This is a genomic window from Paraglaciecola sp. MB-3u-78 (genome assembly GCF_002835935.1).
Classification (GTDB): Bacteria; Pseudomonadota; Gammaproteobacteria; order Enterobacterales; family Alteromonadaceae; genus Paraglaciecola.
The window spans coordinates 192,276-217,682 of sequence record NZ_PJCF01000013.1; the positions used below are offsets into that span (position 1 = coordinate 192,276).

At 40.7% G+C, this 25,407-nt stretch carries 24 protein-coding genes and 1 pseudogene; 10 read left to right on the forward strand and 15 right to left on the reverse strand.

Annotation, left to right across the window (positions count from 1 at the left end; all coding sequences use genetic code 11):
- Positions 1–120: 120 nt before the first annotated feature.
- The 3 genes from CXF95_RS30920 (at position 121) to dld (ending at position 3,591) form a co-directional block, all read left to right on the forward strand.
- The gene (locus tag CXF95_RS30920) at positions 121–276 is read left to right on the forward strand and encodes a hypothetical protein (RefSeq protein ID WP_232788026.1); all 156 of its coding nucleotides are present in this window, start codon (positions 121–123) and stop codon (positions 274–276) included.
- The gene (locus CXF95_RS24730; protein ID WP_232788027.1) at positions 215–1,825 is read left to right on the forward strand and encodes an L-lactate permease; all 1,611 of its coding nucleotides are present in this window, start codon (positions 215–217) and stop codon (positions 1,823–1,825) included. Before CXF95_RS30920 ends, CXF95_RS24730 begins: the two co-directional genes overlap by 62 nt.
- A gap of 62 nt (positions 1,826–1,887) precedes the next feature.
- Complete coding sequence (dld, locus tag CXF95_RS24735) at positions 1,888–3,591, forward strand: D-lactate dehydrogenase (protein WP_101201164.1); 1,704 nt, start codon at positions 1,888–1,890, stop codon at positions 3,589–3,591.
- 51 nt (positions 3,592–3,642) lie between these two features.
- Here the strand turns inward: dld and CXF95_RS24740 are convergent, their stop codons facing one another.
- From CXF95_RS24740 to CXF95_RS24760, 5 genes are all read right to left on the reverse strand, one after another.
- On the reverse strand, positions 3,643–4,356 hold the full coding sequence (locus CXF95_RS24740) for an LrgB family protein (protein ID WP_101201165.1): 714 nt from the start codon (positions 4,354–4,356) through the stop codon (positions 3,643–3,645).
- Position 4,357: 1 nt separating this feature from the next.
- A complete protein-coding gene (locus tag CXF95_RS24745) occupies positions 4,358–4,738 on the reverse strand; it encodes a CidA/LrgA family protein (protein ID WP_157828237.1) in 381 nt (126 codons plus the stop codon).
- Positions 4,739–5,231: 493 nt separating this feature from the next.
- Positions 5,232–5,489, reverse strand: a complete 258-nt coding sequence (locus tag CXF95_RS24750; RefSeq protein WP_101201167.1) for a hypothetical protein — start codon at positions 5,487–5,489, stop codon at positions 5,232–5,234.
- 857 nt (positions 5,490–6,346) lie between these two features.
- Positions 6,347–7,471 carry an ISAs1 family transposase gene (locus tag CXF95_RS24755; protein ID WP_101197148.1) on the reverse strand — a complete coding sequence of 375 codons (1,125 nt, stop codon included), beginning with the start codon at positions 7,469–7,471 and terminating at the stop codon, positions 6,347–6,349.
- Positions 7,472–7,655: 184 nt separating this feature from the next.
- A complete protein-coding gene (locus tag CXF95_RS24760) occupies positions 7,656–9,032 on the reverse strand; it encodes an IS4 family transposase (RefSeq protein ID WP_101198336.1) in 1,377 nt (458 codons plus the stop codon).
- A gap of 274 nt (positions 9,033–9,306) precedes the next feature.
- Here CXF95_RS24760 and CXF95_RS24765 point away from each other — a divergent pair, with 274 nt between their 5' ends.
- Positions 9,307–9,897, forward strand: a complete 591-nt coding sequence (locus CXF95_RS24765; protein ID WP_157828238.1) for a hypothetical protein — start codon at positions 9,307–9,309, stop codon at positions 9,895–9,897.
- Positions 9,898–9,905: 8 nt separating this feature from the next.
- Here the strand turns inward: CXF95_RS24765 and CXF95_RS24770 are convergent, their stop codons facing one another.
- Both CXF95_RS24770 and CXF95_RS24775 read right to left on the reverse strand, forming a co-directional pair.
- Positions 9,906–10,403: a hypothetical protein gene (locus CXF95_RS24770; RefSeq protein WP_101201169.1), complete on the reverse strand. Its 498-nt coding sequence runs from the start codon at positions 10,401–10,403 to the stop codon at positions 9,906–9,908.
- 16 nt (positions 10,404–10,419) lie between these two features.
- Positions 10,420–11,526: a hypothetical protein gene (locus tag CXF95_RS24775; RefSeq protein WP_101201170.1), complete on the reverse strand. Its 1,107-nt coding sequence runs from the start codon at positions 11,524–11,526 to the stop codon at positions 10,420–10,422.
- Between the two features lie 153 nt (positions 11,527–11,679).
- On the opposite strand from CXF95_RS24775, the gene CXF95_RS24780 reads away from it, so the two are divergent.
- The 3 genes from CXF95_RS24780 (at position 11,680) to CXF95_RS24790 (ending at position 14,375) form a co-directional block, all read left to right on the forward strand.
- On the forward strand, positions 11,680–12,804 hold the full coding sequence (locus CXF95_RS24780) for an ISAs1 family transposase (protein WP_101197148.1): 1,125 nt from the start codon (positions 11,680–11,682) through the stop codon (positions 12,802–12,804).
- 320 nt (positions 12,805–13,124) lie between these two features.
- The gene (locus CXF95_RS24785; protein WP_101201171.1) at positions 13,125–14,021 is read left to right on the forward strand and encodes a LysR substrate-binding domain-containing protein; all 897 of its coding nucleotides are present in this window, start codon (positions 13,125–13,127) and stop codon (positions 14,019–14,021) included.
- A 96-nt stretch (positions 14,022–14,117) separates the two neighbouring features.
- On the forward strand, positions 14,118–14,375 hold the full coding sequence (locus CXF95_RS24790) for a hypothetical protein (protein ID WP_101201172.1): 258 nt from the start codon (positions 14,118–14,120) through the stop codon (positions 14,373–14,375).
- Between the two features lie 413 nt (positions 14,376–14,788).
- Here CXF95_RS24790 and CXF95_RS24795 read toward each other — a convergent pair whose 3' ends face one another.
- The 3 genes from CXF95_RS24795 to CXF95_RS24805 all read right to left on the reverse strand — a co-directional run bounded on the left by CXF95_RS24795 (position 14,789) and on the right by CXF95_RS24805 (position 17,798).
- Positions 14,789–16,252: a carbon starvation protein A gene (locus CXF95_RS24795; protein WP_101201173.1), complete on the reverse strand. Its 1,464-nt coding sequence runs from the start codon at positions 16,250–16,252 to the stop codon at positions 14,789–14,791.
- A gap of 903 nt (positions 16,253–17,155) precedes the next feature.
- On the reverse strand, positions 17,156–17,446 hold the full coding sequence (locus CXF95_RS24800; RefSeq protein WP_101201174.1) for an XRE family transcriptional regulator: 291 nt from the start codon (positions 17,444–17,446) through the stop codon (positions 17,156–17,158).
- The gene (locus tag CXF95_RS24805) at positions 17,439–17,798 is read right to left on the reverse strand and encodes a type II toxin-antitoxin system RelE/ParE family toxin (protein WP_101201175.1); all 360 of its coding nucleotides are present in this window, start codon (positions 17,796–17,798) and stop codon (positions 17,439–17,441) included. Before CXF95_RS24805 ends, CXF95_RS24800 begins: the two co-directional genes overlap by 8 nt.
- A gap of 712 nt (positions 17,799–18,510) precedes the next feature.
- Between CXF95_RS24805 and CXF95_RS24810 the strand changes: the two genes are divergently transcribed.
- Positions 18,511–20,286, forward strand: a complete 1,776-nt coding sequence (locus CXF95_RS24810; RefSeq protein ID WP_198556695.1) for a bifunctional UDP-sugar hydrolase/5'-nucleotidase — start codon at positions 18,511–18,513, stop codon at positions 20,284–20,286.
- Positions 20,287–20,536: 250 nt separating this feature from the next.
- On the forward strand, positions 20,537–20,824 hold the full coding sequence (locus CXF95_RS24815; protein WP_101201177.1) for a hypothetical protein: 288 nt from the start codon (positions 20,537–20,539) through the stop codon (positions 20,822–20,824).
- A 242-nt stretch (positions 20,825–21,066) separates the two neighbouring features.
- On the opposite strand, the gene CXF95_RS24820 is transcribed toward CXF95_RS24815, so the two are convergent.
- The 4 genes from CXF95_RS24820 to CXF95_RS24835 form a co-directional block, all read right to left on the reverse strand.
- A complete protein-coding gene (locus CXF95_RS24820; RefSeq protein ID WP_232788028.1) occupies positions 21,067–21,399 on the reverse strand; it encodes a type II toxin-antitoxin system HicB family antitoxin in 333 nt (110 codons plus the stop codon).
- A 13-nt stretch (positions 21,400–21,412) separates the two neighbouring features.
- On the reverse strand, positions 21,413–21,661 hold the full coding sequence (locus tag CXF95_RS24825; RefSeq protein WP_101201179.1) for a type II toxin-antitoxin system HicA family toxin: 249 nt from the start codon (positions 21,659–21,661) through the stop codon (positions 21,413–21,415).
- 722 nt (positions 21,662–22,383) lie between these two features.
- Positions 22,384–22,764, reverse strand: coding sequence for a hypothetical protein (locus CXF95_RS24830; protein WP_101201180.1), 381 nt, complete (start codon positions 22,762–22,764; stop codon positions 22,384–22,386).
- A gap of 147 nt (positions 22,765–22,911) precedes the next feature.
- The gene (locus tag CXF95_RS24835) at positions 22,912–23,304 is read right to left on the reverse strand and encodes a hypothetical protein (protein ID WP_101201181.1); all 393 of its coding nucleotides are present in this window, start codon (positions 23,302–23,304) and stop codon (positions 22,912–22,914) included.
- Between the two features lie 440 nt (positions 23,305–23,744).
- On the opposite strand from CXF95_RS24835, the pseudogene CXF95_RS24840 reads away from it, so the two are divergent.
- Positions 23,745–24,164: pseudogene (locus tag CXF95_RS24840) on the forward strand (transposase); the annotation flags it as partial.
- A gap of 31 nt (positions 24,165–24,195) precedes the next feature.
- On the opposite strand, the gene CXF95_RS24845 reads toward CXF95_RS24840, so the two are convergent.
- A protein-coding gene (locus CXF95_RS24845) for an IS3 family transposase (protein WP_101198285.1) occupies positions 24,196–25,364 on the reverse strand; the annotation gives its coding sequence in 2 pieces (ribosomal slippage) (positions 24,196–25,118 and positions 25,118–25,364; 1,170 coding nt in all).
- Between the last annotated feature and the right edge of the window lie 43 nt (positions 25,365–25,407).

Sequence of the window (25,407 nt, forward strand, 5' to 3'; positions counted from 1 at the left end):
CAAATGTAATAGCGAGAGTACAGTCGGTCACGTTTTGTTAACCCAAACTTAACAACTACTATCATCGAACAAACAAGTTAACAAAAGGGTAATAAATGTCATGCCCTCCTGGAGAATAGAATGAGTGAGTTAACCCTAGGATTATTAGCACTGCTTCCAATTGTGATATCGGGTTGTGTTGTTGCTTGGATTGCAGTGGCCGGCCCAAAAGGCCATGCCAGTGGTTTTAATCGTAACGATTATTTTAGCGCTATTTGTTTGGAACATGTCATATGAACGGGTTTCTGCATCTATTCTACAAGGGGGAATTATCACCGTTTCCGTTATGTGGATTGTGTTTGGAGCGATATTTCTGCTCAACACACTCAAACATACAGGGGCGATTCAAGTTATCAGACAGGGTTTTACCCATGTCTCACCGGATCGCCGGGTGCAGGCGATCATTATTGCTTGGTGTTTCGGTACGTTTATTGAGGGTGCATCAGGGTTTGGCACTCCGGCTGCTATTGCAGCACCTCTACTAGTGGCAATCGGTTTCCCAGCCTTAGCCGCAGTACTCATGGGTATGATGATCCAAAGTACTCCGGTCTCTTTTGGTGCGGTGGGCACACCGATTATAATTGGTGTCAATAAAGGCTTAGATTCAACTGTAATAGGTGCACAACTTGCGACTGAAGGATTACAGTGGGAGCAGTTCATGCAACTAATCACCACCGAAGTGGCGATTATTCATGGGATTATAGGTACCTTTATGCCGGTTTTAATGGCGATGATGCTGACACGTTTTTTTGGAAAAAATCGCAGCTGGCGCGAAGGCCTTCAGATATTACCCTTTGCTTTGTTTGCAGGCCTATCTTTTACTATTCCCTATACATTAACAGGTATTTTCTTAGGGCCTGAATTCCCTTCATTAATGGGTGGTCTGGTAAGCATGGTTGTTGTGGCCAGCGCAGCCAAAAGAGGTTTCCTAGTGCCTAAACAACACTGGGACTTCCCAGATAAATCAGAATGGCTGGAGTCTTGGTTTGGAAAATTGAACATTAAACAGGATGACATAAATGAGGCACCTAAAATGTCAGTTGTAGTAGCTTGGGTCCCCTATCTTATCGTTGCAGGACTGTTAGTCTGTTCACGTGTTTTTGCGGATTTTAAAGAACTGCTAACCGACGTCACCCTTAATTTTTCTGATATTCTTGGGCAAACAGGTATTAGTGCAGGCTTTAGCCCCTTATATTTACCAGGCGGATTACTGCTTATAGGGGCCTTGTGTGCCGCGATGTTACAAGGTGAATCAGGTAAAAAAATGGCGGCACTTTCAGGCGCGATGAAAGACTCCAGTAAAACAATACTTGGCGCGGGATTCGTGCTGATTTTTACCATACCTATGGTGCGATTATTTATAAACTCGGGTGTCAACTTGTCAGATATACCCAGTATGCCGGTCGCCAGTGCCGAGCTATTTGCTAATGTTTTTGGCAGCGCCTTTCCGATGATCAGCCCAACAATTGGGGCCCTAGGCGCATTTATTGCGGGTTCAAATACAGTATCAAATATGATGTTTAGTCAGTTTCAGTTTGAAGCAGCACTTAGCTTAAACCTTTCACCTACTCTGATCATTGCTAGTCAAGCGGTTGGCGCAGCGGCAGGAAATATGATTGCCATTCACAATGTTGTTGCAGCTTCTGCAACGGTTGGATTACTCGGACAAGAAGGTGCAACACTGCGTAAAACATTGATACCTACAGTGTATTATGTGGTGTGTGCAGGCGGGATTGCGATGATTGCTTTATATGGTTTGCAAATAACTGGTCCCTTGGTGCGTTAGGGTATATTTAAAAATATGAGTCTGCTGTGTGGCAAAGTCACATGGCATTAGGGAGAATAACTATGTCAAATCATGCACTTGTTGAAGCGCTTCAAGCCTTACTTGGGACGGACTATATTAAGATCGGAAAACGCCACACCGAACATTACCGCAAAGGCTGGCGTTCAGGGGGCGGCAGCGCATTAGCGGTTGTATTTCCGCAAACGTTAGTGGAGTTTTGGCGAGTGCTTCAGGTCTGTGTTGAAGCTGACTGTATTATGGTTATGCAAGCCGCTAACACCAGCCTCACAGAAGGTTCAACACCCAGTGGCGATGAATATGACAGGGATGTCATCGTAATCAATACATTAGCCATGAACACACTCATTGTGTTGGGCAAGGGTGAGCAAATTATTGGTTTACCGGGTACCACATTACACACCTTAGAAAAAACCTTAAAACCTCTCAGCCGCGCGCCCCATTCTATTATTGGCTCTTCATGTTTAGGCGCATCGATTGTGGGAGGAGTAGCCAACAACTCTGGCGGCGCTTTGGTCAAACGTGGACCTGCATATACAGAACTGTCATTGTTTGCCTGGGTAAATGAACAAGGTAAGCTACAGCTGGTCAATCACTTAGGCATTGATCTAGGTGATTCACCCGAGCAGATACTGTCAAACCTTGAATCAGAAAGCTTCGTCTTACCTAGCTTAATCACTGACAAAAAAGCATCTGCATCTGATTACACAGAGCGGTTACGAGAGGTAGATGCAGACACGCCAAGTCGCTTTAATGCCGATTCGACTAGATTATATGAGGCGAGTGGTTGTGCCGGTAAGCTTGCGGTGTTTGCCGTACGCCTAGACACCTTCGAAGTAGCTAAGCAAGAACAAACTTTTTACCTTGGTACAAATGATCCTGCCACGCTTACCAAAGTTCGTCGCGATATACTGTCTGATTTTAAGCATGTTCCAGAAGTGGGTGAATACATGCATCGCAATACGTTTGAGATCACTCAAAAATATGGCAAAGACACCTTTTTAAGTGTGCAACATTTAGGTACAGATTTATTACCCAAGATGTTTGCTATCAAAGGTCGAATGGATGCAGTGCTCAACAAGGTTTCGTTTTTGCCCAAATACCTTTCAGACAGATTGATGCAAGGATTGAGTAAAGTGTTTCCGCAGCACCTGCCTAAACGTATGCTGCAATATCATGATAAGTACGAGCATCATCTAATATTAAAAATGAGTGATGCGGGGATAGATGAAGCCAGAACATACTTACAACAATTTTTCACCCATGAGCCTCAAAAAGGGGCTTTTTTTGAGTGTACAGCAGATGAAGCCAGTAAGGCCTATTTACATAGATTCGCCGCCGCAGGAGCTGCAGTAAGATACCAGACGCTTAACAGTAAAAAGTTGGGTGACATTCTGGCATTAGATATAGCGCTGCGCAGAAACGATGATCAATGGGTGGAAGAACTGCCAGAGAGTATCAGTCAACAAATCGAAACGCGCTTGTACTATGGCCATTTTTTCTGCCATGTATTCCATCAGGATTATGTATTAAAAAAAGGCGTTGATGCACACGTTTTGAAACAGCAAATGTTAGCGTTACTGGACACTCGTGGCGCTAAATATCCAGCTGAGCATAACGTTGGGCATTTATATAAAGCGGAAGCGCCATTACAGGAATTCTACCGAAAACTGGATCCAACCAATCGCTTTAATCCTGGTATAGGTAAAATGGATAAACACAAACGCAATTGCGCTTGTTGTGCCTAGACAAATATGATGACAATAGCCGACTCTTTAAGTCAATAATCCCCCTAGAATTTACCCAAATAATATAGGCAGAATCAAAGAAGTGGCAATACCATTCACGCAAAGGGCCAAAGAGGCGAAGGCTGTGCACTGCTCGCTAATTGAAATGGCTCGGGCGGTACCGACTGCATGCGAGACCGCACCTAAAGCGGTGCCTTGAGCTGCTTGATTGTGTACCCCAATTAACGCGAACAAAGCCGGACCACAAATAGCGCCCACAATTCCCGTGCTAATAACAAAAACCGCCGCCAATGAAGGTATGCCACCGATGGCTCCCGCCGCATCCATAGCCAGTGGCGTGGTAATCGATTTCACTAACATAGTCATTTGCAAGTTAAGGGGTGTATCAAGTAAATATAGGCATGTCCAAGATAAGGCCGGTGATAAAACCCCAGCAACCGATATTGGCACTAATACTCGCCAGCTCATTTTCATCAATATATTAAGTTGCTTATATAAGGGTACCGCTAAAGCAACAGTAGCGGGTCCCAAAAGAGCAGATAGCAAATTAGTGTAATCTTGATATTCAGAAACGCTGGTATGGGTCCATGATTGCAACAATATAATCAGCAATGTACTCACTATAAGCGGATGTAAAGCTGGATGTATAAACCATAAAGGCTTGGTTATTTTATACAAATGCAAGGCGCCGATATAAATGATAACCGTGACCATCAACCACAACAGCGTCGCCAGCCAATTGATCTCATTTAGAAAGGTGAGCATCTTAACTCCCCTCCCTTGGCGGTTTATCACGGTTTACATTTGCAGGATCCAACTTGTGCATTAATTTCTGACTAATCCAACCGGTAACAGCCAAACTCACTAATGTCGACACCACAATAGAAAAAAACAAGGCCAAAGGAAACGCCGCGATTAAGTCAATAAAATTCACAATAGCGACAATGGCTGGAATAAAAAATAGAGACATATGCCCAAGCAAGGGATTAGCTGCATTAGAAATGACCTTTGGCACGCCTTTAATCCATAACAAGCCACAAAACAAAACGGCTATACCCAGCAAAGCAGGTGGAACATTTATGTTAACCAGAAGTAGCAGATATTTAGCTACAAAAAATAAAATACTCAGAAAAAAAAGGCCTATCAAAAATTGACTCAGGTTTTTCATAAAGCTGAATTTAGATGCTGCGCTTTGGGGGGATGATGATGAAATAATGAGTCCCTTTCTTTGAGTTGTCGACTTTAAACTCTTTGTTATTAAAGAAGAAATCAATAATAAACGCTATCCATGAGCTAGGCAATGAGGAAATTATCAATGTCGGAGTTAATGTAAAAACGCAGCCTTAAAATTAACATTACTGTTCTGTTAATTCCCTACTAGAGCACAATTCAGTTATTTACATAGACATTGTAAACATTGTCAAAGAATGACGATAAGTATCTACGAAGTTACGTCTCCTGATCTGAGAGAAATCCAAAAACGATGATAGTTTTATTCACACAATGGCAAAATAGTGCCAAATTCCCTTAGCCCGCATTCTAAATAAATGAAAGTTTGTAAGCAGGTTATGCCTGCGAAGATGTCATGGGTATTTAATGCAAACCTGACCCCAAGTAGTTTATACATCTTGGGAGTTTTCCTAGAATCCTTGGAAAAAAGGAATTTTAAACCAAATAGTACCGACATCTGTTTTCCAAATATCAAAAGCATACCCGTTTTCAACACCTCCATTTTGTTTATCTGCAAGGTTAACTTTATAACCAATTTTTTCTAGGTATCGGTAGCATAACTTCATTGCTTCTTGACTAGATCTTGCATTTTTAAAATGAAATGCGGTTTCTTTGGACTTTCCATCACCAATTGCTGCAGGCAGATTTTCAGAAAAAACATTCGACATTGATGCTCCTTGTGTAAAATAAAAACCGACAATGTAATTAACATTCCAACTGGAACAGCATCACCGGCAAAGCCATAGTAATTTACTGAAGAATTACCATGGGTAATCTTGGTAAATAATTATAAATTAAAGGCGAATGATGCCTCATATTTGCCATATTTACCTCTCTTTTATATCCTTGAGGGAGTGAAAGTCGGCTATTTTCCGTCTATTACTCAAACGTTTTCACATAATTCAAAATTCAAAACAAGCACCTCCCACTGTTGTGCAAACCAGTTTTGAATATTGCTTTGGTTTATTATGATGAACTGCTTTTATTCAAACAGACTTATCTGAGGTGGCCCTCTACTTTTTGGGGGTAATAATTCGACGACTTAGTCATTTTTTGTATTGAGGTGAGCATAAGCCGCCAGATCAATTATTTAACCTGAACTCGATGTATGGACGTGCCGGGTCCCTAGAAGTAATTACAATAAAAACAATATGTTAGATGCTGACAATTAGTTTGCGAAGACATTGAACGATTCCAGTGCTGCTATTATTGCGTTTATCGAGGCGAGCTTGTGAGGGAATAGCGCGCTATTGTGAGCAAGTTCAACGAAGATAGGCGCAATCATAGTGGTACTGGACGGTATGGCTTATCCCGATCTCATAATCGATGGGATCAGGTTGAATGGTGATTATTTTGCAATATCTCTTTATAAGATTGCTCATCAAGCACGAATAATGACAGCTAACATCAGATGATATTCGTGGGGATCCCTCAGGGTCAGGTTCATTGAAAAATAGAAATCATTTGATTTTTAATGCGTTAAACGCCTTGGACCTTCTATCACCGCCTTGTCAGGGCAATCGCATTAAAATATTTGTAGCAGTTTCAGCAAGTAATCATTATCCCAACCTGCCATTTGCCGCTTAATCTTAATACCTACCTTATTATCATTATCTGACGTTAATAAATTCAAAGATATGTGGCGTAATATTGCCATGTTTTGATCTGCATATCCTTGACGAATTCGACAATGATCTTCGTCAAATGCCATATCTAATCTCCAGTGAAGATTATTCTCTACACCCCAATGAGCACGTACATAGTGAGCAAATTTCTCTGCATCGTTATGCTTAACGCTACTAATAAAGTATCGCGTTTCTTCTGACCATTCGTTCGCAAGAAATCTTCTTGATTTGACGCTAACAATACTGGCAAGGTGTGGGTGAGTATGATGCTCAGTAAGCCAGTCAATTCGGTTGCAGGAAGTCACTGTTCTTTCTTCAATACGGCCATGCCCTGAATCAATACTCTTATAAGTATTTAACGTGCCCTCATAACTTTTAGGGGTATTTTCAAAGAATAAAATCACATCATCATGTAGGGTGCTTTGATTTCCTTTCAGTGCGGTTAAATAATCAGCGCCTTTACTCACGATCAGTTCAGCCGATTTCTTTTGTGTGTTTAATGCATCGGTTGTGATGATACTGCCTGTGATGTCTAAGTTTTTGAGTAGGGAAGGTAAGGCGGTTATTTCATTCGATTTTTCATCAACTTTCACTTGTCCAAGTGCCAGCTGATTATCATGTGACCATGCGCTAACCATATAAATAGCTGATTTATTAGATGACTTATCATGAGTGCGTCGAAGGCATTTACCGTCAATAGCGATCACATCGCCCGTGACATTTTTTACTATCTCTTTGATCCAGCTAGAAAAACAGGTTTGAAATTGCTCAGGATCAATTAAGGAAAAAATACGTCCCAAAGTATCATGAGACGGAATACCATTTTCTAGGGATAAATATTGTTCAAACCAAGTGCGTTTAATGTTGGCAAATTTTTCAATGGCAACCCAGCCATCACAGCCACAGATAACGGCACATAGGGTAATAAAAAAGATGTCATCTAATTTATGTAATTGTTTTCTTAGAAGACGAGGATCTTCAATGTCTTTGAAATGTTCGATAAGTGTGGGCTTGTATTTGGTCATATTACGTCGCGTAAAGCGAAGTAATAGATCAAATTAGGGGATCTGTGTCAAGCCATTTTTAATGCGATTGCCCTGACCGCCTTGTGGTGATAGCTTGACTCTTCTGGATAAAAGGGGTCGGGGATAAAAGGGGTCGTAGTCGAATGGCACTTAATTAAGGATAAAATCACATGATATCAAATAGTTACTTCATCTTTTGTGGGTGACCATTCTTCATAATATCTTGTCTGGCTTCAGACCTAGGGATCATCAATAACTTATAGGGTTTGGGTCGCCGCTTGATGGCTCTGGGCTCCATCCTTCCAGGTCTGTTGCCTACGAGCCGCTTTGCTATCAAGGCAAACATCGGAGCATCCAACGCTTTTTCCAATAAAAAATACGTGTTCCATATTTGTACCGTATGTTTAAAACTCAGTTGCCTTGGTAGTAAGTCTTGCTCAACGGCGGCTTGCGCCATTAATAACCGGATTAGATTATTGGCCAAAAAGTACACCCACATCTCCTTTTGACACATTTCAGGTGTTTTACAACTCAGTACAACCAGACCTAATGTCGTCTTGAGGTTTCTAAAATCGACTTCAACATGCCAACGTTGTTTAAACAACGCACCTAGCTCTTTTTTAGGATACTCCTTTGCAGCTAGCATAGTGGTAATAAGCGTTTTTTGACCGACCTTAAATTCTCGAATGGTAATTTTTTCAGGTGCTTCATGAAAGGCTTTCTGAGTCATCCAATCTGGTTTTATTTTAGGTTTACTGAAATCGATTAAGTGGTCTTTTTTAGCTAACGCGATACCTTTTCCAAAATCGGTCATTAATTTGCGAGGGCCTAGTTGTTCAAACAGCACATCAACACCTCTGTTCATCATTTCAACCAATAAAAAATAACTTCCAAAAAAAGCATCGCCTACCACTATATCCCCAACGTTAAAGGTATCGAGTACATTACGAAGCAAACTTTTCTCATCACTTCCTTTACCTTTACAAGGTCCTATTGATGCATTAAGGATAACACCTGTGTGCAAACAACTTACTGCGAGTAACCGGCATATAGGGAAACCTAGCCCTTCTTTTTGATTCTTTGGTTGTGGGTAAGCAACCTGTGATTTTTCAGTGTCCGGCATTGATATTGTCGTACCATCAATCAGTCGAACAGACCGGCCAAACCATTTCCATTGAGGGGGAGTATTTTGAGAAATACTATTACCCACTTTAACGGTAAGCTGAGTTAACAAAGCTAAAGGTAATTTCTGCCGGGCAAGACAGTACGCTCCAGTATTGGGGCTGATTGTTCGCGAATTTTCTTGTGATTGGGTTTGAATAATCAGGTCATTAACAGCTTTACTGCAAGAACGATCATCACTTAGAGCTTGAGCCATAAACATAGATAATGTTTGCATGGGCGTGTAAATTTGCTCCCTGTATTCGGGGATATTCTCTTCTACTATTGAAAGCCATTCATCATTGTACAACAACTCAAGAAAGTCGGTTGCTGTGATGTTTGTTGCGTATTTTTTAATTTTTGACTGTTGAGAAAGATAAAATTGGGAGATAATGGACATTGAGGTAGAGAGCTTTTGTGAACGTTTTTGTGGTGAAAATATTTTACAGGACTCTCTGCCTTTTTTGGTTTTTATTTAGATAAACAATTAACTTAACCATTTGTTTATTAAATAATATATCCTTAATTAAGCGCCATTCGGGTCGTAGTCAATTTAAATTCTGTTATTCTAACGTTCATTATAGATATTATTATTTTTACAAATATTCATGCTCATATATTTACGAAAATTAGGACGGATTTCATTAGATAAAGCTAAAAATAGCCGCGGTTCAATGAAGTCTTGGATTGGACGATTTATATTTGAATCTGCCCTTATTATGTTCAGTATATTATGTGCTCTGGCGATCAACAGCTGGCACAACGACCAAGAAAATAGAAATTTGGTTCATCAATCTCTCTTAACCTTTCAACGAGAAGTTGGATACAACCAACAATGGGTGGACAGTTCTTACCCTTATATATTGGGGGTGCGAGATGTCATCGTTAACACACAACAAAATAACCATCCTTTGGGAATAGAAGATTTTCAGCAAATGATCGGCTCCATCCAACTGGCATTATTGCGAAAAAGCACTTGGGATACGGCAGTCAGTGCCGGAGTATTAACCCATATGAATTTTGAACTGGTGGCCGCACTCTCATTAACCTATGGGTTACAAGAACGTGTAGAAACTATCCACAATGATGGGCTGTCAGAGGTGGTGAAAAATACGTATGAGCTGGCAGAGAACACCAGAGCTTTGAATTACAGCTCTGTGCGTTACTTAAATAGCATCCTGGAAGCTGAGTCTGAATTAAAAGCAGCCTATGATCAGGTGAACGAAATATTACGATTGCAGGTTGAGCTGTATTCTAAAAATTAGTTAATAATTTATAACCTATATTCATAATCTTTGTCATCTGGAAATTTACCATTTACTTTCAAAATTTTGGCATTCACGGGGACTTGTGAAAGAGGTACAAAGGTAATTGCACCAGGAATGGCCGTAACTAAATTTATCGCCATACTCAAACTGTACATAACTTTAGGTGCTGAAGCGACTTCAGCTTTGAACATCTTGGTTATCCAATATTTGCGAAACTCTTTTTCAGACATTTGATATATCTGCCTAAGCCCGAAAGTTCTTTCAGGTGAAACAGGCGCACGAATAAGCAGCGTGATACGACTATTATCCGGCCAAAATTGCTGTTCGGCCAAAAATATTCTAGCGACTTCGTCCTGAGTTAATTCATCCACATTGGTATCTGGGTGGGTAATAATGGCTAATGGTCCAACAAGTTCTTGTGCTGCTCCACATGCCAAAGCAGAGATATTGCTTAGCACAAGAAATGCAAGTATCTTAATTATTGCGTGGCGTTGCGGCTTCATAATATTCTCCATGAAATTATAAGTTTAATGAATTAGGTAACACGATACTCAACTGCAGAGCAACACTGTTATATCGCTTATTCTTACTTACCTGCTCATTTCGATATTCCATTTTTAACGTCGTATAATCGGCAATGTCATAACGCAATCCCAAAGTTGTGCTTTCGAATGACTGGTCTTTTGCAAACAAAATATCATCTTGATTAGCACTGATCTTATCAAATCGTAGGTAGGGTTTTAACTTTTCAAATTGGCCATCCAACCGACGTGCCACCTGAATATAATAACCACTACCGGTATTGCTCAACTCTCCTCCCTTATCCAGCTGATGATCCCAATATATATACTCAGCCACAATCTCAAGCTCCTCCCTTTCTAATGCCACATGAAATCCAGTTATCGATTCCTTAATATTAGGTAAATGTTCGGGAGACGAATGGTCTTCTTGTTCTTCCATATTCACGGTGTCCTGATAATAACTCGCACCAAATTCTAGCCCTGGAAGCGCACTAGAACGTATGTAAGTTTGTAACGTAATTGCATTATCACCTTGGGTTACATCGTGGTGTCCACCCTGCACGGAAATGTTATTATGAAGGCCATTACCCACTCCAGCTCGATAGCCAAAGTTCAGTGAATCAACTGGCACAGCGCCTTCCAGCAAAATACCTTCAAAGTGAATTGGTATGATTTGGCTGCCAAACTTCATCACGCGCGGTCGATCAATTGTGGTTTGTAACCATGCCCCATGATGATAAGTAGAATTCCAGTATCCTAATGGCGTGTGGTATTTACCCAATGAGAGCTTGAACCTATCAGAAAAATCATACCGGACAATAAAACGTTCCACATCTGTGGTTGTTTTGGATGATTTTGTAGTAAGAGTCACTTCGGAAAAAATTGTGAGGTGATCACTCAGTGACGATATTAAATGGCCGACCTGTTGACCCGACACTACATCACCTTTGCCATTCATATCTTCTGAATAATAATGGGCCTCGCCAAACAAGTGAATGGCTAAATTGGGATACGGATTTTCGATTTGGTAGGCAGGTGCTTCCTTCGAATTCACACTGTGTGGACATGCCATAACGCATGAACAAATAAGCAAGCGCTTTAACATGTATTCTTCCCTAAATTATAAACAATTTGGATGATCTCATATCCCGTCTAATAGGACAATAGATGTCTTATATTGTGCCAGGGCAATCGCATTAAAAATGGCTTGACACAGATCCCCTAATTTGATCTATTACTTCGCTTTACGCGACGTAATATGACCAAATACAAGCCCACACTTATCGAACATTTCAAAGACATTGAAGATCCTCGTCTTCTAAGAAAACAATTACATAAATTAGATGACATCTTTTTTATTACCCTATGTGCCGTTATCTGTGGCTGTGATGGCTGGGTTGCCATTGAAAAATTTGCCAACATTAAACGCACTTGGTTTGAACAATATTTATCCCTAGAAAATGGTATTCCGTCTCATGATACTTTGGGACGTATTTTTTCCTTAATTGATCCTGAGCAATTTCAAACCTGTTTTTCTAGCTGGATCAAAGAGATAGTAAAAAATGTCACGGGCGATGTGATCGCTATTGACGGTAAATGCCTTCGACGCACTCATGATAAGTCATCTAATAAATCAGCTATTTATATGGTTAGCGCATGGTCACATGATAATCAGCTGGCACTTGGACAAGTGAAAGTTGATGAAAAATCGAATGAAATAACCGCCTTACCTTCCCTACTCAAAAACTTAGACATCACAGGCAGTATCATCACAACCGATGCATTAAACACACAAAAGAAATCGGCTGAACTGATCGTGAGTAAAGGCGCTGATTATTTAACCGCACTGAAAGGAAATCAAAGCACCCTACATGATGATGTGATTTTATTCTTTGAAAATACCCCTAAAAGTTATGAGGGCACGTTAAATACTTATAAGAGTATTGATTCAGGGCATGGCCGTATTGAAGAAAGAACAGTGACTTCCTGCAACCGAATTGACTGGCTTACTGAGCATCATACTCACCCACACCTTGCCAGTATTGTTAGCGTCAAATCAAGAAGATTTCTTGCGAACGAATGGTCAGAAGAAACGCGATACTTTATTAGTAGCGTTAAGCATAACGATGCAGAGAAATTTGCTCACTATGTACGTGCTCATTGGGGTGTAGAGAATAATCTTCACTGGAGATTAGATATGGCATTTGACGAAGATCATTGTCGAATTCGTCAAGGATATGCAGATCAAAACATGGCAATATTACGCCACATATCTTTGAATTTATTAACGTCAGATAATGATAATAAGGTAGGTATTAAGATTAAGCGGCAAATGGCAGGTTGGGATAATGATTACTTGCTGAAACTGCTACAAATATTTTAATGCGATTGCCCTGTATATTGTGCAGAATATTGGAACAAAAAGGGGTTTCTCGGTGGTGTTATAACTCGTGTTTTAGGTCAGGGGACGAGCAGGTCCCTAAAATAGTGCCCATTTCCGTAAGGCAGCATTCTCAATAAATGACAGCTTTTAAGCAGGTTATGCCTGCGAAGATGTTATGGGTATTTAATGCAAACCTGACCCCAATTAGTTTACAAACCTGACCCCAATTAGTTTATAGTTACTGCAAAGTGCACGAAAAAACCATTGTCATCAACCGGTAATCAGCAGGGTGAGACTAACCTTAGGAAGCATAAATAACGATGGCCAGAAAATTACCACCGCTACATCTGCTTCACCTGTTTGAAGCTGCCGGTCGTAATTTGAGTTTTAAAAAAGCTGCAGAAGAATTATTTCTAACGCCTTCGGCGATCAGTCATCAGATTAAAGCCTTGGAAGAAAACCTAGAGACCACGCTATTTACGCGCCAAGCTCGTGGAGTCAAACTCACAATAGCCGGAACAAGTTATCTGGCTGTGGTTCAAGAGGTATTCGAGAAACTTGATCAAGGTACTATGCAACTTAAAAAACAGCATAATTCACAATCTTTACGTATCGCCACGTTTTCGACCTTAGCAAGCAATATCATTATTCCTCGCTTGAGTTTATTCCAGCATGCCTTTCCTGAGATTAAATTGAGTATTGAAACCAGTACTGAGTTGGTTGATCTGCATTACGATGAGTTTGATATCGCCTTACGCCTTGGTAAGGGTGATTGGCCGGGGGTAATATCTGAAAAATTATTCGATTTACAAGTCAGCCCCATGTGTTCTCCTGCATTTTCACAAAAATACAAACTCACCAGTGTGAGCCAAATACCCCAAGTACCACTGATCAAACTATCTAATATTGAAGATGCCTGGTCTACGTGGGCCGAAAATGTTGGACTAACTGGACTTGAATTGCAGTCAAGTTTGAGTTGTGGCTCATACGATGCAGTCATTCAGGCAGCCCAACAAGGGCTTGGCTTAGTACTTGGCGCCCTGCCCCTAGAAAACTCGACTCTGAAAAATGGACAACTCGTCAAACCCTTTAAAGAACAAATACAGTTCGAGCAATCCTGTTATGCAGTCTATCTACCCCAAGATAAACAGCGCCAAGATATAAGTGTGTTTCTTCGCTGGTTTAAACAGCAAGTGAAGCGTCCCGCAATATTATAGATGAACCAAATTCACCTATAACACGAATATTTTACGTTTGTGTGTCATCTAACCCTTCACTATAGTCAGTGCTCAAACAACTGAGGAGTTAGCATCATGAACAACAAAATTATGACATTTGAAACCATTCGTTGGGTAAGTATCGCGGCAATGTTAGCCGTTGTAAGTTATGGATTTTTCACACCCATTTCTATTATTCAGGCATTGGTTTATAACCCTATGCTGATAATTGGCTTATTAAGTATTGCAGGCTATGTTAGTGGCAGGATTGAAAGCATGAAACAAACGGCTGAAATTCATCATTTAGTCATGAAGGACAAACAAACTCAGCAAACAATATGCAGGGCAGCGTAAATGCCTATTGTCGACGCGCAGATAAGGTGCCTTGGGTAAGCATAAATCACTTTGATTACCCAAGGTATTGCATGGGTCACTTGACCAAAATATGCGGCTTGAACATTGGCTATAGAGAAACGCACTAGGCTCAAATCAATTTACCCAGATACCTGCATCAGACACACTTAGTCTTCCACCAGCCAGGTTGTAAATAGCTATTTACATGGACCCATTGTAAATATTGTCAAAGAATGACAAATCATCGTAATATCTAGCAACAGCAAAAATCCCTTATCTTGGATGACACTATCACTCGTAGCTGACTTTTTAGCACTGATGAAAAAAGGCAGTTAGATAAAATGGATTTCATTTGAAAAAAGCCTGCGACCGCCATCAATGACAGTACCCGCAGCCCATGCTTAGATTAAAGTCTAAGCCGCTACTGACTTATGTTTGTTATGCATAAACACCAATAAGACCAAACCAACCACCACAACAGCGGCACCGATTGGACGCCCAAAATCAGCAGACAAATTAAAACCAATTGCCGCTGTCATAATATAGGAAACGGTTACACCTGTGGCCAGCACCGCTGGAATACTAGCAATCCAATGAAACGTACCACGGTCAAATAAATACTTAGTTGCCAACCACAATACGCTGGTCGACAACAGCATATTTGAAAACGCGAAGTAACGCCAAATCACCGTAAAATCAAGCTTGGTCATAAAATACGCTATGGTCAAAATAGGCACGGCAAGTAACAATCGATTGCGAATGCTTTGGGGAATGTTGAATGCATCAACGAGAGTCAAACGCAGTGAGCGAAACGCAGTATCACCCGATGTAATGGGGAATACAGCCACAGCTACAATCGCCATAATGCCCCCAAACACACCCAAATAACTGTTGGCAATATGATTGACTACCAAACCTGGGCCTCCAGCATCTAGCATGGATTTAAGACCGGCGTACCCCTCAGGAAAAGCCGCAATACCCGCTAATGCCCAAACACAAGCAACAACACCTTCACAAATCATCGCACCGTAATAGACAGGGCGAACGTATTTTTCATTGGTCAAGCAGCGGGCAATAATAGGTGCCTGTGTGGAATGAAAACCACTAATAGCACCGCAGGTTATCGTAATGAACAATAGCGGCCAAACAGGTAATCCGTCTGGATTCGGGGCTAAAAAATCGTGGGCATGATCGGTTGTAAAATAAGCAAAAAAGTCACCTGTTATCGGTAGGTGCGGCGCATCCATTAATAGCGCAATGGCGATCATTGCAGTCATGACTATCATCAATAAGCCAAAAATAGGGTAAAACCGAGTGATGATTTTATCAATAGGTAACAAGGTAGCAAAAAAGTAGTAACCCAAGATCACCAGCACCCAAAACGTATTGTCTGCCAAAAAGGTATCTTGAAATGCGTCTAGGTTACTTAATAAACCTGCTGGACTCATGATAAAAACCACGCCAACAAAGAACAACAACATAGCGGTAAAGAGCAACATCACCCCTTTAAATACGATGTTATAATAGTGCCCGGCTATTTCAGGCAGACTTTTACCGTCTTCTTTAATGCTCATCACACCTGAGAAATAATCGTGAACCGCCCCCCCTAATACATTACCTATCACAATCCAAACCAATGCGACTGGCCCATAAATCGCGCCGAGTATAGGACCAAAAATCGGCCCTACACCGGCAATATTTAAAAACTGAATTAAAAAAGCCCGAACAGGATGAATAGGCACATAGTCTACGCCCTCACTGAAACGACTTTGTGGAGTAGCAATAGTGGGGTCGATCCCAGCTTGTTTTTCAACAAAGGGGCTATAAAATTTATAACCGAGGAACAATATGGTGATACAGATAAAAAAGATGATCATAACTACGTATATCTCTGGTTAGGGGATGCGTGATAAAGCGCAACAATCCCACACTTCATTAACTGATTTAGCCGAATGACTTATCAGCGGGCCAAAATTATGGCGGCAGAGTAACAAAGTTGACCCCAACAAAATATCAAAAAAACCGACCATTAAAATTTGACTAACAAAAGATTATTCACCACACAGAACGCGGCGCTTCACAGAGGAAAGAAATCGTCAGTAAATAGTGACTAGAAAATAGTAGATAGGTGAAAAAGCGCTTCGCTGCTCAGAGAAATGAAAACGGCAGTGGATAGATAAAAGTAGTCAATAACAGAGGTAAATATGAGTTCGCCAAAGGTAACAATGACTCAATTAAAATCTATGTCTTGTTAACTGTAATAGCTCATACTCGATCTAATGCTTGAAAATAGTAAGTTCTGACTCACTATGATAGACGGGTATGAGCGAGGAACGGTTATTCGAGTAGTCGTAGCCGAACGACTGCTTAGCCCAAGATTGCGGACGTAGCTATTTATGGTGTTTTAGTCCCTTTGAGCGAAAACCGGTCATACGATTGAATAAAACGTGACTGGTAAGCGATTGAAAATAGGAGCCGTTGAGTAATCTTGGTAAAAGTCAAAAATGCCTGATAGCTGACTTAAGGTTTTTGTTATTATTGGCGCCGTTGTTTGGCTGGAAGGTGCCAATAATCGGAAGTTGAGGTCACGATTCGCGATCTCAAGTTTTAATTCAATCGAGTTTGGATTTTAAACAGATCGAATCCGACCTGTTTGTGCTATTTGGAGTCCAGGCACAACAAATCCCGCTATTCAGTTTATTAAGCAGAACTGAGTTTCAAATATTAATATACTCGTACACAAAGCGCTATTTCACACGCAAAACAGGGACAGAAGGTCCCTAAGCTGGAACTAATTCAATATTTATTTTTTTACCAATAGTTCGGGCTGCATGATCTAATGTATTCAACGTAATGGATGTATTTGTAGGGTCGAGTAAGCGATCAAGTGCAGAACGACTTGTTTCTAACCTGAGCGCCATTTTTGCTTTAGATATATGCTGCACTCTCATCATTTCACTGAGCTCCCACGCAATTACGCGCTTTATGGCAACAGCGTTAACCTCACATAACTCACCAGTCTCTTCGAGTAGATCATCAAGACTTGAACCGACATGAATATTATTACTCATTTTCCACTTCCTTTTTGCGTTTTTTGGCCAGATCTAAATCTTGTTTAGGAGTACTCTGGGTTTTCTTAATGAATCCCTGTAACAGAATCATATGTTCGTTATGAATAAAAAATAAGACCCGAGCAATGCGGTTATTTGACAAATCAGTTCTAACTTCGTGGAGACCGTTTCCCATCGGTTTGCATGTAGGCATCCCTATTGGCCAGCCATATTCAGTAGTCTGAATATCGGTACCAATTGCTACCCTGTCTTTTTTTGCTAAGCCCAGTAGCCAATCTCTAACGGGCTCACTACCACCACGACTTCTATAAAACTTTGCACAAACTCTTTTGTGTGACTTTCTTTTTTTCATATAGTTATTATTCTCACCTCACAAGAAAGTACCATCTTTGGTACACTTCGTCAATTGAAATTTAACATAAAGTTTGAAGGGAAGTGCTTAACTTAGGAAAAATGATTACGCTCCATACATCAACATATCAAAGTTTGAAACTCGCACAACTATGTTAAACCCGCTGTTGGTAAGTTTTGTCGCAAAATCCGCTTAAATTCAATGAACAAAATTGCCACAAAGTTCTCCTTCAGGTTTAACACTCGACTGTCCGGTATTAGGCTCAGAGCTGCCTGATTTAATTCTCAAATGACTGCTATGCCCAAGAAACCGGACGTAGCAATTTTTTTCGTTTATTTCCGTTTTGAGCGATCAAAGGACAGTCGAAGACTGTCAAGGCTATTACTGTTTTGCACAACAGCGGGAGGTGCTTGTCTTGAATTCTGAATTACGTAAAAACGGTTGAGTAATAGACGATAAATAGCCGACTTTCATTCCCTTAAGAATATAAAATAGATGTCAATATGGAAGTAAAAAATCGCTATGTTTCGCCGTATTAGTTGAAATTTATACAGAGTATCAATAACAAACAATATGTAATTCATTGATTTTTTAATAACTTGCAAATTAAAAACACAGATTTAAGTGTAAAGAAAAAACATTAACTATAATGTCTAGGTCAAACACCCGCTAGCAGTTTCCTTTAACACCTTTCTCTCAAAGGATGAGAATAATGAAATACAGCTATATAATATTATTGTTGGTCAGTACTTTATTGAATACAACCACCACGGCAAACGCTAAAGGTAATACAAAAATGGAGGTGTGTCATATACCGCCTGATGACCCGTCTAATTACCATACTCTGAACATAAATAATAAGGCTATGAAAGCCCATCTTGCCCATGGCGACATAGCCGGAAATTGCGAACAAGCGTTTCCTGATGAAGTTGAACTTAAAATACTAGCCATCAATGATTTTCACGGCAATATCGCTACCTCATCGGGCAGCTTTGGCGGGACAGGTCGTGCGGACTTTCTCTCGGCCAACATACAGGCTGCAAAATCTTTGGCGGATAACTCTATATTCGTATCCGCAGGGGATTTGATCGGTGCCTCGCCACTTGTCTCTTCACTCTTTCATGATGAGCCAACGATCGAAGCAATGAACTTGATAGGTTTAGATATCAACGCTTTAGGCAACCATGAGTTTGACGAAGGCCCTGACGAATTACTGCGTATGCAGAATGGTGGTAGCCATCCCGTTGATGGTGATTTCGACGGTGACGAATTTTTAGGAGCCGATTTTGAATTTTTGTCAGCTAACGTCGTTGTTGATGCAACAGGCGAGACGCTCTTCCCTTCGTATTCTATACGTGATTACCAAGGTATTAAGGTAGCGTTTATAGGAATGACCTTAGAAGCAGTGCCGACAGTCGTTTCACCTACTGGTGTCGTCGGACTTTCTTTTCAGGATGAAGTTGATACGGTAAACGCGCTTGTTCCTATACTTCAGCAGGATAATATTGAGGCCATCGTAGTTCTGCTGCACGAAGGCGGGCGATCTGATGGCGGGCTTAATGATTGTGGTTCTGGATTGACCGGACCCATAGCAGATATCGTTCCGCTATTAGATTATGCTGTCGACTTAGTTATCACTGGACACACCAACGATGAGTTTGTCTGTGAAATTGATGGGAAATGGGTGACTATGGCGGACAATCGCGGTCGACTATTCACCGAAATCGACGTAATATTAGACCGTCATAGTAATGATATGACTGTAATGTCAATCAACAATAGACCAAATCTGCAGGAAGGTATTGTTCCTGACTCAGCGGTAACATCGCTCATAGACAAGTACGACGCTCTCTCTGAAACACTCGCTAATTCCGTTATTGGCTCGATTACCGCCGATATTCTAAGAGAAGGCAATATAGCAGGCGAATCCTCACTTGGTGATATCATCGCCGACGCCCAACTGCAGTCGACTGCACTGGTTGGTTTTGGTGACGCGGTAGTCGCTTTCATGAATCCAGGTGGTATTCGCAATGACTTTCTTTTCTTGACGAGTGGACCCGAGGCTGACAGTGAAGTTACTTTTAGCGAAGCGTTTTCAACACAACCATTTGGTAATAGTCTTGTAACCATGAGTTTAACAGGTGAACAGATTGACACCTTGTTAGAGCAACAATGGGTAGGTCAGAGCTCTCCGCGAATTTTACAGGTGTCCAATGGTTTTACCTATGTATGGGACGCTAATGCGGTTGAAGGGGATCGAGTTGATGCTGCCTCTATTGTCATCAATGGCTTTCCAATTGATCTGACTTCAAGCTATAGGGTAACAGTAAACAGCTTCCTAGCAGAAGGTGGTGATAATTTCTCTGTTCTTAAAGAAGGTACGAATAGACTTGGTGGCGAAATTGATCTCGATGCGCTGGTAACGTACTTCGGGCTTAATTCACCCGTTGCTCCAGGGTCACAAGATAGGGTCACCAGACTGAATTAAATCGACAACTAGAGGGGCTGAAAAATAACCTAGACACCCAAAATAATAAAGTACCCAGTCCCAGCATAATCAACAAGTACAATGTGATAATAGAGTTGTAGTTGTAGTCATTGTAATTAACTTGGTAACTTGGTTTAGATATCAATTTTTGTTTTTGCCAAGTAATTAGGAAGTTAGTAGTTAGATTTGCTTAATTTAATAATTCACAGTAAATTCTTGATAAGCGACTGATGTTACAAAAACAACGACTATGAACATTATTCTTAAGACGCTCAAATGGCTTGGCACAATTTTACTGTTTTCTGTACTTGTTGCAGTGGCCTTTATTTACCATAACCAAGCACCCCAGTACGAAGCGCCGTATCCTGTTATTTCAGCAAGCACTGATCCTGACATCATTGCACGAGGTAAATACTTATTTTACGGTGCAGCACATTGCGCCGGCTGTCATGCACCTCGAAACCAAGTTGCAGATTCACAGCGAGGTGTAGCGGTTTTACCGAGTGGTGGCAGCAAAGCGTTCGCATTTGCAATTTAGGAATAAAACCTGACAGTCCGGTTATTGGCAGACTTGATAACTCTCCCAGCGAGCATTGACTGTCCGGTATTAGGCTCAAAGGAGTCATACGATACATTCCTTCACTGTTCGCAATCTGCTAATTAGGGCCGTTCGTTGATTAGTTCGGCTAGCTGTCCGTTAAATCTTTATTTAAGTCCAATAGTACATATAGGGTGTACCTATCGTAGACTGATCAGATTGGGCCGAAAGCAGCGCAAAAACTAATGATTAATACCGCTTTCAACTTGTCGTTTAACAAAATCATTCAAGCTAACATTGTTTTCTTTTGCGGCGACCATGGCCGCTAAGTGTAATTTGTGGCCAATGCGAACATTAAACGAGCCCTTACAAGGCGTTGCAGGTTCAACAGCATTAACAGCACAATCCGACAGGTAGTCTTCTACAGCCTCTTTAAATGCCGCCTCAAGTTTCGCGATTGTTTCTCCTTCATAATTAATTAAAGGACTAATGAACTCCAATTTACCAAATAAGCAATTATCCTCGATACTAGCCTCTATTGAGCCAAAATATCCCTTATGTTTTAACATCTTCATAATATGACTCTCATTAAATTAACTTGTATTCTTTCAGTTTTTCTCTGATCTGTTTTACAGAGTATTCTTTCAGTTCATTTCCAGGATGCGGCTTATGCAAATTTAATAATTGCTCAGGATTATCATTATCAAACTTAACTCGAGAGCCGTTCCCTTCGATAACGCAATACCCCAGCCCTTTAAGCATTTTTACTAATTCTGTCCATTTAAAGCCGGTACTCGCGACCATAAACCTTGCGATTAGTTTTTCTTGTTTGCTCATATTAATCCCTAAACCATATACGCTCAGTCTATCATAATACGTACTAAATGCAACTAAATATAGTTGCTCTTAAGATTTATTGGCTGCCCTAAATCTTTATTTATCTTGTTATGTTGAATTGTTACAAGTTTAAGTTTTTTGTAATTTGATGCTCTAAGAATATGAAGAACTTTTTTTGAAAGGCGCTTAAGATAAAACGTATTGGTGGATACTCGACGTTCTATTTTGGGTGTACCTGCCATAGACCGTAACTATAAAAATCTTAATTGACATAAAGAAGGCCAATTCATCAGCTAAAACAATCCAAGTGGTTGCAAAATTTTCGCTTATATTCATCAAGCGTTAGAGACTTCGTGCGCAATCGAGACATTAGTTATTGCTTGATTTTAAGGTCAGCAGATAGCCATTTGCGGAAGTTCAGATGGACTGCATTGACCGATTGAACTCACAGCCTAAAAGCAGACAGTCGAGCTGAAACCTTACGGAGAACTTTGTGCTATGAGCGGCCATAGCGGTGGCTCGAAAAAACTGGTTTTGACGATCTCGTTTACCACCATTGCGGACAGTCGAGGGATTTTCGTTTTAATCTATGGCGCTATTCAAAAGCGGACGGTCGTTAACGCCTATTTAATGGACGGATAATAGTTTGCTAAAATGTGTAGCGAAGCGGAATTGAGCAAACTGTTAGCAGTCCTGCTTTAAATTCTTGTTAGGGGCTAATTTTAATATTTCCCCTTTAGCCATCTTTTAGCTGTAATTTTTTCAAGCCTTCTCCTGTACTTAGTTGGCGAAAACTCTTCAATATTACCCTTTACGAGGTCAAAAATATCTTCTGATAGTATTGCTCCAATAACATGGATTGCTTCATGGCGATTCAAGCCTTGTCTTGTAAGTTTGGCGATTGTTTCAGGTATCAGCTCAACACCCATCGCTAATTGATTCTCAACTATTACATGAATGGATAAATGTATCGACAAAGCATCAACTGGCATTTCAAGATCTAGTTCTGCATGAAAGTCACGAACCAATTCTATTTGTTTAGCTTCATCTAGTGCTAACCATTCTTCTGAACCTATTGGATTAGCAGGATCATATTTATCCATTATTGTCTCGAATGCTTGAGTTTACACTGGCACCTAACGCCGCTGTAATGCACATTTTTGTGTAGTGGAGTTTTGGGGTAAAGTGGCGAAGCCACCCCAAAACGGAGCGAAGCAAAAAATGTCCGATTGACAGCCTTGTTAGTACTTTTACTCTTCATATTCTGGATATTGCTCTGGATTAATACCAGCTGACTTAACAATCCTCGGGTATTTTACTTTACTATCTTCTGCAACACGTTTTCTTGATTTTTTGATCTGGAAAAGCCAATTATCTCCGTAGTCGAATAGGTAATAAAGCTTGAACCCAGTCATAGGATATATTTCATTCAGCTTCGTATCCTCTGAAATGGCGCCGGATTTATTTCTCCTATTTTTACCGATATAAAACTCATACAAGTGATCATTATCAAACGCCACTATTTCTTGAATACAATCATGCAATTGCCCAAGGCTAAAGTTTTCTTTAACTTCAACTACCCGTACCCAAGGTTCGTATTCTGAATCAAAAGGAAAAGATATTTCTAGTGTAAAAATCTCCACGACTTCCTCTATCTATTGGCTGAGTATGCTAACAGTGTACTAGTGCGAACTTACAAGGTCGACAACTTAGCAAGCTAGATTACCTTGTATGATTGTAAAGTCCAGAGCACGCGATGGGCGCCAAGGTGTCAATTGCCTTTCATTCCGTCGTATGACTATATATCGCTCGAAGCTGTTTGTCGCCTGAGTGCCAATACCCACCATTCGGAGTCACTACAGTTAAACTGATTTTCGCGATAATTTGTCAGTCTAGTTCGCAGCCCAAAAGGGCAGCAAACGACCTATAGCGGACGTTAGCTAATTCGGCTAATTAGTTTTTCAACCACTAATGCCCATATCTTTGCACTATAAAGTTCCGCATACCGACAATAAAAAAACACACCTATACTGTATAAACATAAGGGCTATCCATTTAGAGCAACCAGTGTCAATATGTAGTGATGAGCAAAGAATCCAAATCACTCAAAGCAGGCATTGATTACCCTAAAAACTGGGATCAGTTTATGAACTGCTTTCACGATGAACAATCATGCCTAAGTTATTTAAAAAAACTTCGCTGGCCTAATGGTTTTATTTGCCCAAACTGTTTTAGCGAAAGTGTTCCATATAGTCTTCCAAAAAATAAATTTAAATGTGTTAAATGCCGTAAGCAAACTTCTGTAACAGCAGGTACTATTTTTGATAAGACCAGAACCCCTCTAAAAAATTGGTTTGCTGCTGTTTGGTATTTAACAAATCAGAAAAATGGAGTCAGTGCGCTTGGTATGCAACGTTTACTTGGACTTGGTAGTTACCAAACGGCTTGGACAATACTGCATAGATTACGCCATGCTATGGTAAACCCAGAAAGAGATAAGTTATGACGTGGTCAACCTAATACGACCACCTTAGTTAAGCTACTTTTTGTAATTCATTGTTTTCTCTTTCAAAGTCATTAGGACTTTGGTAATCCAAGTACGAATGAAGTCTATGGCTGTTGTACCACATGGTCATGTAATTCAATATATCTTGTTGGGCGCTAAATCGTGTTGAGTAATTGCGCCAATGCACCCGCTCTTGTTTTAGGCTTCCAAAGAAACTTTCTGCTACAGCATTGTCCCAGCAACATCCTTTTTTACTCATGCTCCCTACAAAACCATATGTCTTTATAAGGCGTCGATAAGCTTTGCTGGCGTACTGTACGCCTTGATCTGAATGCACAATCAATCCTGCTTTCGGTTGTCGTTGCCATATCGCCATGGTTAATGCGTCACAGACTAAACTGGCCTTCATTCTTGAACTCATACTCCAACCCACGACTTTGCGTGAATATAAATCAATCACCACAGCTAAATACAACCAGCCTTCTGATGTCCAAACGTAGGTGATATCTTGCACATAAGCTTGGTCAGGCTTTTGTGCTACAAAGTCTTGCTTAAGTACATTGTCATAAATAGGCTTTTTATGGTCACTGTTGGTGGTGGCTTTATATTTCTTTTTATACCGCACCCACACGCCTGCTTCTTTCATCAATTGGGCTGTTTTCCTGCGACTCACAGGAAAGCTCAGCGCATTCAATACTTTTTGAATGCGTCGTTCGCCATAGGTATTATCGCTGAACTTGGCGATATCCTTTACCCATTCCAGCATCTCTTGATGCGTTAGATCATCAGGTTTATTCGTTTGACGCTTCTGATAACTGTAATAATTGTTACTTTGTACACCGAGCAGCCTGCACATTAAGCGCACAGGCCAGGTCTTCTTATATCGGGTAATAAACGAATACTTCACTTCGTTTCTTTGGCAAAGAAGACCGTCGCTTTTTTTAATATTTCACGCTCCATTTCGAGACGCTTGACTTGCCCCTTCAAGCTGCGGATTTCGGCTTGTTCGGGTGTCAGGGTGCCGTTACCTCGAAAAGCATGACCATCATCGTCTTCGGCCTCTTTGAGCCAACGACCGAGTATCTGAGGACTGAGGCCTAAATTCCTAGCGGCCTCGACTCGACTGTATTTTTGCTCTACCACCAATGCGATGGCATCCAATTTAAATTCTTTTGAGTATTTCTTACGTGCTGTCATTATCTATCTCCAGTTAAGCTTATTATGTCTTAACTGAGGTAGT

Bases quoted from the DNA above. Each gene is read 5' to 3' on its own strand.
- CXF95_RS24770 (WP_101201169.1), bottom strand. From the start codon at position 10,403: ATGAAGCCGCAACGCCACGCAATAATTAAGATACTTGCATTTCTTGTG.
- CXF95_RS24825 (WP_101201179.1), bottom strand. From the start codon at position 21,661: ATGAGCAAACAAGAAAAACTAATCGCAAGGTTTATGGTCGCGAGTACC.
- CXF95_RS24800 (WP_101201174.1), bottom strand. From the start codon at position 17,446: ATGAGTAATAATATTCATGTCGGTTCAAGTCTTGATGATCTACTCGAA.
- CXF95_RS24780 (WP_101197148.1), top strand. From the start codon at position 11,680: ATGACCAAATACAAGCCCACACTTATCGAACATTTCAAAGACATTGAA.
- CXF95_RS24810 (WP_198556695.1), top strand. From the start codon at position 18,511: ATGAAATACAGCTATATAATATTATTGTTGGTCAGTACTTTATTGAAT.
- CXF95_RS24790 (WP_101201172.1), top strand. From the start codon at position 14,118: ATGAACAACAAAATTATGACATTTGAAACCATTCGTTGGGTAAGTATC.
- CXF95_RS24775 (WP_101201170.1), bottom strand. From the start codon at position 11,526: ATGTTAAAGCGCTTGCTTATTTGTTCATGCGTTATGGCATGTCCACAC.
- CXF95_RS30920 (WP_232788026.1), top strand. From the start codon at position 121: ATGAGTGAGTTAACCCTAGGATTATTAGCACTGCTTCCAATTGTGATA.
- CXF95_RS24755 (WP_101197148.1), bottom strand. From the start codon at position 7,471: ATGACCAAATACAAGCCCACACTTATCGAACATTTCAAAGACATTGAA.
- CXF95_RS24760 (WP_101198336.1), bottom strand. From the start codon at position 9,032: ATGTCCATTATCTCCCAATTTTATCTTTCTCAACAGTCAAAAATTAAA.
- CXF95_RS24740 (WP_101201165.1), bottom strand. From the start codon at position 4,356: ATGCTCACCTTTCTAAATGAGATCAATTGGCTGGCGACGCTGTTGTGG.
- CXF95_RS24730 (WP_232788027.1), top strand. From the start codon at position 215: ATGCCAGTGGTTTTAATCGTAACGATTATTTTAGCGCTATTTGTTTGG.
- CXF95_RS24750 (WP_101201167.1), bottom strand. From the start codon at position 5,489: ATGTCGAATGTTTTTTCTGAAAATCTGCCTGCAGCAATTGGTGATGGA.
- CXF95_RS24830 (WP_101201180.1), bottom strand. From the start codon at position 22,764: ATGGATAAATATGATCCTGCTAATCCAATAGGTTCAGAAGAATGGTTA.
- CXF95_RS24785 (WP_101201171.1), top strand. From the start codon at position 13,125: ATGGCCAGAAAATTACCACCGCTACATCTGCTTCACCTGTTTGAAGCT.
- CXF95_RS24815 (WP_101201177.1), top strand. From the start codon at position 20,537: ATGAACATTATTCTTAAGACGCTCAAATGGCTTGGCACAATTTTACTG.
- CXF95_RS24765 (WP_157828238.1), top strand. From the start codon at position 9,307: ATGAAGTCTTGGATTGGACGATTTATATTTGAATCTGCCCTTATTATG.
- CXF95_RS24805 (WP_101201175.1), bottom strand. From the start codon at position 17,798: ATGAAAAAAAGAAAGTCACACAAAAGAGTTTGTGCAAAGTTTTATAGA.
- CXF95_RS24820 (WP_232788028.1), bottom strand. From the start codon at position 21,399: ATGAAGATGTTAAAACATAAGGGATATTTTGGCTCAATAGAGGCTAGT.
- CXF95_RS24795 (WP_101201173.1), bottom strand. From the start codon at position 16,252: ATGATCATCTTTTTTATCTGTATCACCATATTGTTCCTCGGTTATAAA.
- dld (WP_101201164.1), top strand. From the start codon at position 1,888: ATGTCAAATCATGCACTTGTTGAAGCGCTTCAAGCCTTACTTGGGACG.